Source organism: Streptomyces oryzae, from assembly GCF_017676365.1.
GTDB classification, from domain to species: domain Bacteria; phylum Actinomycetota; class Actinomycetes; order Streptomycetales; family Streptomycetaceae; genus Streptomyces; species Streptomyces oryzae.
In genome coordinates this window covers 1-11,707 of record NZ_JADKMA010000023.1, presented here as the reverse complement: position 1 = coordinate 11,707, position 11,707 = coordinate 1, and the positions used below count along the sequence as shown (strand labels likewise).

Below are 11,707 nucleotides of genomic sequence, written 5' to 3'. Positions count from 1 at the left end.
GGGCTCACGGCCGCAACAGCACTACGCGGGATTACGCGGGATTACGCGAGGTCGCGGCGGGCGCCGGCCTCAGCCGACCTCGTTGAACCGCACGATTTCCTCGATCTTCTTCTGCAGTTTCAGCTCATCGTGATCGCTCACCATTGCGTGTCCTACGCTGCCGTACGGGCCGGGCGGCGCATCGGGCGAGGAGGAGTATGTGATTTCCTCCAGCAGGAAGCTGCGCTCGAAATCCTGCTGGGTGAGATTGCCGGTGGCGGAGCGACGCAGAAGTACGTAGCCGTACAGGCGGTCCGGCGTACTGTCCTTGGGCGGCTGTGCCGGCGCTTCGCCCAGGGCGAGGCTGATTTCGGCGTCGAAGAGGTCGACGCCGAACGTCAATTTGTTGGCCTGGGGAGACAGTCCTCCCGGGAGGCGGATGGCGCACTCCCCGAAAGTCAGCCCCGATTCTTGCACGAATGCTTCCAGATGGAAGACACAGTCAGGTGCGCCCAGCCTGCCGAGCACCTGATCGAGCAGGGTTTCCGCCTGCTGGAACAGCGCTGAATGCCGCCTCTTGTCCAGCAGGTGCGCAGCCAGTATCCCGCCCTGTGCGGCACTGACAGGCGAGGCGTGATAGCGGGAAACCGAATACCATTGAAGATGTCCGCTCCCCCAGATGCCGTCGACGAAGATTTCGGGCGCATCGATGAAGGATTCGGCGACGACTTCGACATCGGACTGCCCGGGGAGCGCCTCCAGTGCCTGTTCGTACTCCTCGGGTGAACGGACGATATTCGTACGGAGCGAGCCGGCGCCGTTGGCCGGCTTGATCACGAAGGCCTCCCCCAACTCGCGGGCGAGATCGGCGAAAGGGGTGCCCTTTGCCACGTATCGGCAATGGGCCCGCTCGACCTGGGGCGGCAGGCTGCTCTTCTGGAGATACTTGTCCCGGAAGCGGAGGACGGTCTTCGAGTCGGTATTGCCCGGCAGGTTCAGCTGCTGCCGGAGATAGGCTGCTCCGAATACGCCCATTTCATGGACGGTGAGCACTCCCGCCGAATCCTCGAGCTGCGCGGAGAGCACCGCCCGGAATATCTCCTGGGCGTTCTCCATGTCGTTGACGCACGTGAAGCTCCGGCCCTTCTCCGGGCCCAGTGGTGCCGGTACGAGGTAGTGGGGGTCCAAGCCGCGGCGCTGCAATGCCTGGTCGAGGTCGTCCCGGTACCCGATAACAATGATTTTCGGCATTCGTGCTCCCCGGATCACGGCTGTTCAGAACTTCGAGAAGTCATGTGGCCGTCTGCCACCCGCGTTTGGTTCAGGTGATCAGTGGTCCGGGCAAGTGGTTCACTGAGAGATCGAGTCCCCGCATGACAGAACCCCCGTTGAATGTCTCGCGATCAGTTACTCCGATCGAGGCGGACGCGGTGGCATCTTGGCACACGGGATAGTGCGATGTGGATATGCCAGAACATGATCCTTTACCGCCGGGCGCGTGACATAGATCACAAGTCGAATTGCGGCGGACAGGCATGAAAACACGCACAACGTTTCCGTCCAGCGGACTTTCATTGGGCTGGCCACACCCATGACTCCTCGTGCACCTGGTGGTACGAGTAGTCACGGACCGCAGACCCTGTGAATTCAGGTTGCACAGTGAAACAAGACCGATTGGGCACCGGCCGCCCGGCCGGGGAGCGCCGTCGGGGGTCGCCGCGAGGGTGCCGCCACGGTGGCCCTGTATGGATGCCGCGTGCACACCGGGCCGGCTGGTGCCGCATGTGCCCGGGGGCGCGCCGGCGCCGGCGCAACTGCGGGCCACATTCTGCTCGTGCTGCACGCCTACCCCTCAACTACCGCTGCCGGGTAGCCTGTTGGCCGCCGCCGCTGTCGTGCTCGGGAGGCTGAGAGCCAGTGATCGTGCTCGGTTACAACGGATTCACCAGAGGTGCGGAGCTGTTCGGCCGGCTCTTCGGAGCCACGGGTGTGGGGCGCAATCTACTGGTGGGGCACGACGCCGCGGCGGCTCTGACGATCGACGGCAAGCTGGTCGCAGCGGTCGAGGAGGAGCGGCTGAGCCGGGTCAAGAAGACCTCCGATTTCCCGGCGAACGCCATCGAGTGGTGCCTGGAATTCGCCGGTGTCGGCCTCGACCAGGTGGATCTCTTCGCTTTCCCCTGGCGTTTTTCACCGGCGGTGGCCGAGGAGATGATTGCCCGGATATGCGACTCCGATCTGCCGGTCGCGGAGAAGTTCGACGCCCTGCGGCGCACTGGCGAGGTGTACACCGACATGCTCAGCCGTGAGGCGGTGTACAGCGACTTCGTCCAGCGCACCGGCCACCGGCTCGACCCCAACAAACTGGCTCTGGTGCCCCACCACCTGGCCCATCTCATGTGCGGCGCCTATCTGGCCGGGCGGAAGGACGCCGCCTTTCTGGTGAGCGACGGCCGGGCGGAGACCCTGTCCTCCGTCATGGGCGAACTGCGGGACGGCGTGGTCCACCTCTTCGACGAGAGCACCGTGGACATGGCCAATTCGCTCGGCGTCGCCTATGGAAGGATCACTCGCTATCTGGGATTCGTCCCCAACAACGACGAGTACAAGGTGATGGGCCTGGCAGCGTACGGCCCGCCACCGCAGCACAACCCCCTGCTCGAACAGGTCGTACACCTCCACGAAGACGGCTCCTACACCCTCGCCATCCCCCCGGACCCCGAGTCCTACTACCCGTTGTTCGACGCCCTGTTCGGCGGCGACAGCGAGAAGCGCGAGGAGTTCGACTTCCGCGTCAGAGTCGCCGGATGGGCCCAGCACATGGTCGAGGCCGTCACCGCCCATCAGATGCGCACACTGACCGCCGCCTCCGGCCAGGACACCCTGCTGTTCGAAGGGGGTCTCGCGCTCAACTGCGTAGCCAACACGAAGATGCTGGAGCGGTCGTCGTTCACCGGCATGGAGGTCAGCTTCGGCGCCAGCGACCCGGGAGTCGCCATCGGCGCTGCCGTGTACACCTCCGGTCTCCGCAACCGGCCCGCCGAAGCGGTCACCACCCCCTACCTGGGCCCGTCGTACGACGAGAGGCACATCCGGGAGGCACTGGCTCAGTACGCGGACCGCGTCGCGTGGCAGGAGCAGCCCGACACCGCGTCGGTCGCCGACTGGACGGCGGAACTGCTGGCGGAAAAGAACGTGGTGGGCTGGTTCCAGGGGCGGTCCGAGTTCGGACCACGCGCCCTGGGCAACCGCAGCATCCTCGCCAACCCCGCGTTCCCCGACATCAAGGACGTCATCAATCTGCGGGTGAAACACCGCGAGCCGTTCCGCCCGTTCGCACCCGTCGTGCTCGCGTCCGAGGCCCCCCGCGTATTCGAGATGGGCAAGAAGAGCACGTCCCCCTATATGACGTTCGTCTTCCCGGTACGCGAGGAATACCGGGAGCGGATCCCCGGGGCCTGCCATGTGGACGGGACCGCGCGGATCCAGACGGTGGACGAGCAGCAGAACCCGGCGCTCGCGGGGCTGCTGCGCGCCTTCACAGCGCGTACTGAGGTGCCCTGTCTCCTCAACACCTCCTTCAATGTCGCCGGTGAACCCATCGTCTGCTCCCCGCAGGACGCATTGGAGTGCTTCCTCGCCACCGAGATCGACTACCTGGTCATCGACCGGTTCGTGGTCACCAAGCGGAATAGGTGAGCCGGCCGGGTCCGTACCTCCGTGCGGGCCGCCGGCCCGCACGACTCACTCCGCTCGGGGCGGGCGGCTGGTGTCCCGTACGACCAGCTTCGGGTCGATCACCGCTTCCTGCGGCTCCAGTTCCCTGTTGTCCAGCCGCTGCACGGCGAACCGCACGGCGTGCTCGGCCATGAGGACGGCGTCCTGCCGGACGGTCGTCAGACCGACGGGCATGAGGTGGGACAGGTGGCTGTCGTCGTAGCCGATGACGGACACCTCCCCGGGAACATCGACACCGGACCGGCCGAAAGCCATCAACAGGCCCATGGCGCACCGGTCGTTGGCCGCCAGGACCGCTGTCGGCAGCGGCTGCCCGGCGTCGCGTTCCGAGACCAGGAGCCGGCCGGCGTCGATGCCCGACTCCTCCGTATGGTCGCCCGGGATCACGCGGAGCTCGGAGTCCAGCCCGTGCCGGCGCATGGCGGTGCGGTAGGCACGGCGCCGCTCGGCCGAACCCGGCCCCCGGCCACCGTCGATGTGGACGATCCGGCGGTGCCCCAGCTCCACGAGGTGCTCCATGGCCTGCCGTACGCCTTTGCCCTCGGCGCTGTGCACGAAGTCGATCCGTGACCCCGGCATCCGCCGGGCCACCGAGACGGCCACCGTCCGCTGCACGAGGGCGTCGAGATCGGCGGGCGCCGCGTCCGCGCCGAGCAGGATGACGGCTTCGCAGCGGTGGCCGAGCAGCGCCTCGACGGCCTTCGACTCGCCCCGGCCCTGGGCCGTCGCGGAGAGCAGGACGTCGTAGCCGTGCCGTTCGGCCTCGGCGTAGATGCCCTCGATGAGGTCGGCGTGGAAGGTCTGGTGCACGGTGAACATGACGCCGAGTGCCCGGCTGCGGCCGCGGGCCAGGAGTCGGGCGGCGTTGTCGGGGCGGTAGCCGATCTCGTCGGCTACGCGCAGCACCCGGTCGCGAGTCTCCTGGCCTGCCCCGGGCTGGTTGCGGAAGACGATCGAGACCAGCGCCCGCGAGACGCCTGCCTTCGCGGCGACGTCCGCCATCGTGGGACGCTGCTTGCCCGTCGCATCCACGTGTTGTCTCCCTCTCCCACGCTCTTTGGGGCCTCCACGCTCCCGCGCTTCGGCCCCGCCCGTCTCGTCCGCCTCGTCCGCCTCTTCCATGCCCGGCGGCCCGCGCACCCGGGCCGCTCGTCCGGGGGCCGCCGCCTGCAGCGACCTCCGCTGGTGTCCGCCGGCCTCCATTGGCCGGTCGGCGCCGGACAGCCTCCAGCGGCGGGTCACCGGCACCCGGTGACCTCCCTCGGGCCGCCTGCATCCGGCGCCCCGCGGCGGTCCACCGGCGCCGGTGACCTCCGCGGCCTTCCGGCCGCCGACAACCGTCGGTGGACGCTCGGGCCGTTCCCGGATCTCCGATGGGGTCCGGCCCGGCCCTCCGGTGATCCCGGTGGCCGTCCGCCCTCCGGCGGCTCCGGCCGCGTCCGGAGACCGGACACCGCCGGAGTTCCGGCAGCCGCGACGCTCGCGGCAACCTTGTCCGGTTACGCCCCGGGCGTTCGCTTCCGTCCGGCACGTTATCGCGCGCGCTCGCGGGGCGCGCGACCGCCTGCTCCGTAGCCGGGGAAACCGGCAGGCCATTGGCAGCCACTGCCGGGCCGCTGCCGGCCCCTGCCGGACGCCTCCGTCGAACACCTGCCGCAGGACGGACCTCGTTGAACGCTCGGAAAATCTCGCGGCAACAACCTATTGACATGACATTTGCGCAGGGGCCATCGTACTCGAACTAGAGCGCGCTAGTAGAGCGCGACAGTCCAGCCGCCGCCCCGTTCTCCCGGGGTTCTTTGGTGCGAAGGGATTCCTGCGTGATGTCGTTCGAAGTGCTGACCATGGGCCGCGTGGGAGTGGATGTGTATCCGCTCCAGACGGGCGTCGGGCTGCCGGAGGTCACCTCGTTCGGCAAGTACCTGGGCGGCAGCCCGACCAATGTGGCCGTCGCCGCCGCCCGGTACGGACACGGAGCTGCCGTGATCACCAAGACCGGCCGCGACCCCTTCGGGGAGTTCGTCCGCTCAGCACTCGCCGGCTACGGGGTCAGCGACCGCTTCGTCGGTACGTCGGACATCGCACCGACGCCGGTGACCTTCTGCGAGATCTTCCCGCCCGACGACTTCCCGCTGTACTTCTACCGCCTCCCGAAGGCTCCTGACCTGGATGTACGTCCGGGGGAGCTGGACTTGGACGCCGTCCGGGCTGCGGGGATCTTCTGGATGACCGGTACCGGGCTGGCGGAGGAGCCGAGCCGTTCGGCGACGCTGGCGGCGCTGGAGCACCGGGCGAAGGCGGGTGTGTCCGTCTTCGATCTGGACTGGCGGCCGATGTTCTGGCCGGGCGAGGACGAGGAGGCCGCGGCAGCCGCCCGTACGTACTACGTCGAGGCGCTGCGTCACGCCACGGTCGCTGTCGGAAACCTGGAGGAGTGCGCGGTGGCCACCGGCGAGCGGGAGCCGTACGCCGCCGCCAAGGCGCTGCTCGCGGCCGGGGTGGAGCTGGCCGTGGTCAAGCAGGGGCCGAAGGGTGTCCTGGCCATGGAAGCGGATGGGACGGCTGTGGAAGTCCCGCCGGTGCCGGTGGAGGTCGTCAACGGGCTCGGTGCCGGTGACGCCTTCGGCGGCGCGCTGTGCCACGGATTGCTGTCCGGCTGGGACACCGCGCGCACGGTGGCCTTCGCCAACGCCGCAGGTGCGCTGGTCGCCGGCCGGCTGGCCTGCTCCGACGCGATGCCGACCCAGGCGGAGGTCGACTCCGAGCTCCGCCAAGCCACCCCTGCTCCCACCGAACGAGAGGCGTGACGACGTGCTGTCCGAGAACGTGAGCCGCATCGTGGAGGCCCGGGTACACGATCCCGGCGCCATCGCCGCGGCAGCCGCCCGGCGCGCCAAGGCGACCTCGCTGTTCGGTGCGCATGGCAAGGCGCTGATCATTGCCGCGGATCACCCCGCGCGCGGTGCGAACGCGGTGGGCTCGGACCCGTTCGCCATGGCCGACCGGTTCGAGCTGCTGGACCGCATGTGCACGGCGCTGGAGCGGCCCGGTGTGACCGGCGTTCTGGCCACCGCCGACATCCTCGAAGACCTGCTGCTGCTCGGCGTGCTGGACGGCAAGAGCGTCTTCGGTTCGATGAACCGGGCGGGTCTTGCGGGTTCGGTGTTCGAGATCGATGACCGGTTCACCGGGTACGACGCCGAGACGATCGCCGCGATGGGCTTCGACGGCGGCAAGATGCTCACCCGTATCGCACTGGACGACCCGGCGACTCCCTCCGCGCTGGTGAACACGGCGCGTGCGGTGGACGAGCTGAACGACCGCAGGCTGATCGCGATGGTGGAGCCGTTCTGGTCCTGCTGGCAGGACGGGCGGGTCCGCAACGACCTGTCGCCGGAGGCGGTGATCAAGTCCATCACCACGGCTTCGGGCCTGGGCCGGCGCAGCGCCTACACCTGGCTGAAGCTGCCGGTGGTGCCCGACCCGGAGGCGATGGAGCGGGTTCTGTCCTCCTCCACCCTGCCCGCGCTGCTGCTGGGCGGGGAGGTCAAGGACCCGGAGGCGGCGTTCGCGTCGTGGGGCCGGGCGCTGAAGCTGCCCACCGCGCAGGGCCTGGTCGTGGGCCGTTCGCTGCTCTACCCCGCGGACGGCGATGTCGCCGGTGCCGTGGACCGGGCGGTGAGCCTGCTGTGAGTGCTGCGAGCAAGTACCACCTGACCAACGGCGCTGCGGCGGACGGCCCGTACGAGCTGGCCATCACGCCCGAGTCGGCGGGCTGGGGATACTCCGGGCTCAGGATCCTGACGCTTGCACCGGGCGAGGAGCAGGTGCTGGCCACGGGCGACAGCGAGGTTCTGGTGCTGCCGCTTCGCGGGGGCTGCACGGTCGCTGTGGGTGGACAGGTCTTCGAACTGTCCGGCAGGGACGGGGTGTTCGGTGAGGTCACCGACTTCGCCTATCTGCCGCCCGCCTCCCAGTGCCTCATCAGCTCGGCTTCCGGCGGTACGTTCGCGCTGCCCAGCGCCCGTACCAAGCGGGATGGCCTGCCGGCCCGGTACGGGCGCAAGGATGACGTGCCGGTCGAGCTGCGCGGCGCCGGGAACTGTTCGCGGCAGGTCAACAACTACTGCCTGCCGGGCACGTTCGAGGCCGAGCAGCTGCTGGTGTGCGAGGTGCTCACCCCGGGCGGGAACTGGTCGTCGTATCCGCCGCACAAGCACGACGAAGCGCGCCGCGACGAGCACGGCAGGCCGGTCGAGTCCGAGCTGGAGGAGATCTACTACTTCCAGGTCGCGGGCGAGGGCGGTTTCGCCTACCAGCGGGTGTACGGCACGGCGGACCGGCCCATCGACGTACTGGCCGAAGTCCGGTCCGGGGATGCGGTGCTGATCCCGCACGGCTGGCACGGGCCTTCGATCGCCGCGCCCGGCTACGACCTCTACTACCTGAACGTGATGGCGGGTCCAGGACAGGACCGGGCCTGGCTGATCTGTGACGACCCGGCGCACGGCTGGGTGCGCTCCACCTGGGAGGCGCAGGAGGTCGACCCCCGGCTGCCCTTCGGAGGGGACGAGAAGCGATGAACACCGTACGACTGACCACCGCGCAGGCCCTCGTCCGCTTCCTGGCGGCCCAGTACAGCGAGCGGGACGGGAACGAGCAGCGGCTGATCCCCGGCGTGTGGGGGATTTTCGGGCACGGCAATGTGGCGGGTGTCGGCCAGGCGCTGCTGCAGGCCGCGGTCGCCGAAGAGGCGGATCTGCCCTACTACCTGGCGCGGAACGAGCAGGGCATGGTGCACGCGGCCACCGCGTTCGCGAAGATGCGCAACCGGCTGTCGGCCTTCGCCTGTACGGCGTCGACCGGGCCCGGCTCGACGAACATGATCACGGGTGCGGCGCTGGCGACGACCAACCGGCTGCCGGCCCTGCTGCTGCCCAGCGACATGTTCGCCACCCGCACCCCGGACCCGGTCCTCCAGCAGCTGGAGGACACCCGGGGTGGGGACGTGACGGTCAACGACGCCTTCCGTCCGGTGTCCAAGTTCTTCGACCGCGTCACGCGGCCCGAACAGCTGATCCCGGCCGCGCTGGCGGCGATGCGGGTGCTGACCGACCCGGCGGAGACCGGTGCTGTCACTCTCGCGCTGCCGCAGGATGTGCAGGCCGAGGCGTTCGACTGGCCGCTCTCCTTCTTCCGGCGCCGGGTGTGGCACGTGGGCCGCCCGGTGCCGGAACCCGCCGCGATCGAGCGGGCCGCACAGCTGCTGCGCGAGGCGAAGAAGCCGCTGATCGTGGCGGGCGGCGGGGTCGTCTACGCGGAAGCCCATACGCAGCTGCGGGCGTTCGCCGAAGCCACCGGCATCCCCGTCGCCGACACCCACGCCGGCAAGGGCGCGGTGGCCTGGGACCACCCCTGCGCGGTCGGCGGCATCGGCTCCACCGGCACGCACGCCGCCAACGAACTGGCGCGTGAGGCAGACGTGGTGCTCGGTATCGGCACCCGGTACTCGGACTTCACCACCGCCAGCCACACCGTCTTCGGCAACCCCGATGTCACCTTCGTCAACCTCAACGTCGCCCGCCTGGACGCCGTCAAACACGCGGCCGAACCGGTGGTGGCCGACGCCAAGCTCGGTATCGAGGCCCTCGCGGGCGCGCTGACCGACTGGCAGGTGTCCGACGACTACCGGGCCCGCACCCGGGAGCTGATCGCCCGCACCCGGCAGATCGAGGACGAGTGCTTCGCCCCCGGCCGCAACACCGGCAACCTGCCCGCCCAGACCCAGATCCTCGGCACGCTCAACGACACCCTCGGCGACCGCGACGTGGTCATCAACGCGGCCGGTTCCATGCCCGGTGATCTGCAGCAGCTGTGGCGGGCCCGCGACCCGAAGGCCTACCACGTCGAGTACGCGTACTCCTGCATGGGATACGAGGTCGCCGCCGGTCTCGGCGCCAAGATGGCCGACCCGACCCGCGAGGTCGTCGTCCTGGTCGGCGACGGTTCGTACCTGATGATGGCTCAGGAGATCGTCACCATGGTCTCCGAGGGCCTGAAGGTCATCATCGTCCTGGTCCAGAACCACGGCTTCGCCTCCATCGGCTCCCTCTCCGAGGCGCTCGGGTCGCAGCGGTTCGGCACCAGATACCGCTTCCGCGACAGCGACTCCGGGCTGCTGGACGGCGACGTCCTCCCTGTCGACCTGGCCGCCAACGCCGCCTCCCTCGGCGCCGACGTCCTCCACGCAGCCAGCGTCGAGGACTTCCGCACCGCCATGGAGAAGGCCAAAGCCGCCGAACGCACCACCGTCGTCCACGTCGAAACCGACCTGTACGGGCCAAACCCGCCCGCGCACGGCTGGTGGGACGTACCCGTCAGCCAGACCTCCGCGCTGGAGTCCACCCGCAGCGCGTACGAGACCTACGCCGCCCACAAGGCCACCCAGCGCCACTACCTCTGAGCCCTCCTCGCACGTCCGTAAGGAAACCCGCACCGTGAAGACCATCCGCCACTGGATCAACGGCAGCCCCACCGAGGGCTCCAGCACGAACACGCAACCAGTGTTCAACCCGGCCACCGGCCAGCAGCAGGCCCATGTGGCCCTGGGCAACGCCACCGACGTCGACACCGCCGTCCAGTCGGCGTCCGCCGCGTTCGAGTCCTGGTCCCAGTCATCGCTCACCCAGCGCGTCCAGGTGATGTTCGCCTTCCGCCAGCTGCTGCTGGAGCACGAGGAGGAGCTGGGCCGGATCATCTCCGCCGAGCACGGCAAGACCATCGACGACGCACGCGGTGAGATCATGCGCGGCCGCGAGGTGGTCGAGTTCGCCTGCGGCCTCGGCGACGTCCTCAAGGGCAGCTACTCCGACCAGGTCTCCCGCGGCGTGGACGTGCACGACTTCCGCCAGCCGCTCGGCGTCGTCGCCGGCATCACCCCGTTCAACTTCCCCGCGATGGTGCCGCTGTGGATGCACCCCATCGCCATCGCCACCGGCAACACCTTCGTCCTCAAGCCCAGCGAACGCGACCCGTCCGCAGCCAACTTCGTCGCCGAGCTCTACCAGAAGGCCGGGCTGCCCGATGGCGTCTTCAACGTCGTCCACGGCGGCAAGGACGCGGTCGACGCGATCCTCGCCCACCCGGGCATCGAGGCCGTCTCCTTCGTCGGCTCCACCCCCATCGCCAAGTACGTGCACCAGACCGCCACCGCGGCAGGCAAGCGCGTCCAGGCCCTCGGCGGCGCCAAGAACCACGCCGTCGTCCTTCCCGACGCCGACCTGGAGTTCGCCGCCAACCACATCACCGCCGGCGCCTACGGCTCCGCGGGCGAGCGTTGCATGGCCGTCTCCGTCACCGTCGCCGTGGGGGAGGCCGCCGACGGGCTGGTCGAGGTGCTCAAGCGCAAGGCACACGACGTCACCGTCGGCCCCGGCGACGCACCCGGCACCGACATGGGCCCCCTGGTCACCAAGGCCGCGCAGGAGCGGATCGAGAACGCCGTCGGCACCGCCGCCGCGCAGGGCGCGACCGTCGTGGTCGACGGACGCGGACTGAAGATCGACGGCCACGAGGACGGCTTCTTCACCGGCCCCTCCCTCCTCGACCACGTCACCGCCGAGATGGACGCCTACAAGGAAGAACTCTTCGGGCCCGTCCTGGCCGTCGTCCGCGTCGACACCCTCGACGAGGCGATCGACCTGATCAACGCCAACCCCTACGGCAACGGCACCGCCCTGTTCACCGACTCCGGCGAAGCCGCCCGCCGCTTCCAGCGCAAGATCAAGGTCGGCATGATCGGCATCAACGTCCCCGTGCCCGTGCCGATGTCGTACTACTCCTTCGGCGGCTGGAAGGACTCCCTCGTCGGCGACTCCCCCATCCACGGGCCCGAGGGCATCCGCTTCTACACCCGCCCCAAGGTCGTCACCACCCGTTGGCCCCGGCCCACGGCACAGCAGGCTGCCGCCGGGTTCGCCTTCCCCACCTC

General features: G+C 69.2%; 8 protein-coding genes. 6 read left to right on the top strand and 2 right to left on the bottom strand.

Annotation, left to right across the window (positions count from 1 at the left end; all coding sequences use genetic code 11):
• Positions 1–69: 69 nt before the first annotated feature.
• Positions 70–1,230 (bottom strand): ATP-grasp domain-containing protein, encoded by a 1,161-nt coding sequence (locus ITI46_RS07070; protein WP_209238549.1) that lies wholly within the window; start codon positions 1,228–1,230, stop codon positions 70–72.
• Positions 1,231–1,896: 666 nt separating this feature from the next.
• On the opposite strand from ITI46_RS07070, the gene ITI46_RS07065 reads away from it, so the two are divergent.
• Complete coding sequence (locus ITI46_RS07065; RefSeq protein ID WP_209238548.1) at positions 1,897–3,678, top strand: carbamoyltransferase family protein; 1,782 nt, start codon at positions 1,897–1,899, stop codon at positions 3,676–3,678.
• 45 nt (positions 3,679–3,723) lie between these two features.
• Here ITI46_RS07065 and ITI46_RS07060 read toward each other — a convergent pair whose 3' ends face one another.
• Positions 3,724–4,719, bottom strand: coding sequence for a LacI family DNA-binding transcriptional regulator (locus ITI46_RS07060; protein WP_209238583.1), 996 nt, complete (start codon positions 4,717–4,719; stop codon positions 3,724–3,726).
• Between the two features lie 821 nt (positions 4,720–5,540).
• On the opposite strand from ITI46_RS07060, the gene iolC reads away from it, so the two are divergent.
• The 5 genes from iolC to ITI46_RS07035 all read left to right on the top strand — a co-directional run.
• Complete coding sequence (gene iolC, locus ITI46_RS07055) at positions 5,541–6,524, top strand: 5-dehydro-2-deoxygluconokinase (RefSeq protein ID WP_209238547.1); 984 nt, start codon at positions 5,541–5,543, stop codon at positions 6,522–6,524.
• A gap of 4 nt (positions 6,525–6,528) precedes the next feature.
• Entirely contained in the window at positions 6,529–7,410 is an 882-nt protein-coding gene (locus ITI46_RS07050; protein ID WP_209238545.1) for a Cgl0159 family (beta/alpha)8-fold protein, read from the top strand.
• On the top strand, positions 7,407–8,300 hold the full coding sequence (iolB, locus tag ITI46_RS07045) for a 5-deoxy-glucuronate isomerase (protein ID WP_209238543.1): 894 nt from the start codon (positions 7,407–7,409) through the stop codon (positions 8,298–8,300). Before ITI46_RS07050 ends, iolB begins: the two co-directional genes overlap by 4 nt.
• Positions 8,297–10,180, top strand: a complete 1,884-nt coding sequence (gene iolD, locus ITI46_RS07040) for a 3D-(3,5/4)-trihydroxycyclohexane-1,2-dione acylhydrolase (decyclizing) (RefSeq protein WP_209238541.1) — start codon at positions 8,297–8,299, stop codon at positions 10,178–10,180. The genes iolB and iolD overlap by 4 nt, the downstream gene beginning before the upstream one ends.
• A gap of 34 nt (positions 10,181–10,214) precedes the next feature.
• Positions 10,215–11,707, top strand: a 1,493-nt coding sequence (locus tag ITI46_RS07035) for a CoA-acylating methylmalonate-semialdehyde dehydrogenase (protein WP_209238539.1), incomplete at its 3' end; no start/stop codon positions are given.

Coding starts and splice junctions, on each gene's coding strand:
- ITI46_RS07070 (WP_209238549.1), bottom strand. CDS start 1,230: ATGCCGAAAATCATTGTTATCGGGTACCGGGACGACCTCGACCAGGCA.
- ITI46_RS07060 (WP_209238583.1), bottom strand. CDS start 4,719: ATGGCGGACGTCGCCGCGAAGGCAGGCGTCTCGCGGGCGCTGGTCTCG.
- iolC (WP_209238547.1), top strand. CDS start 5,541: ATGTCGTTCGAAGTGCTGACCATGGGCCGCGTGGGAGTGGATGTGTAT.
- iolD (WP_209238541.1), top strand. CDS start 8,297: ATGAACACCGTACGACTGACCACCGCGCAGGCCCTCGTCCGCTTCCTG.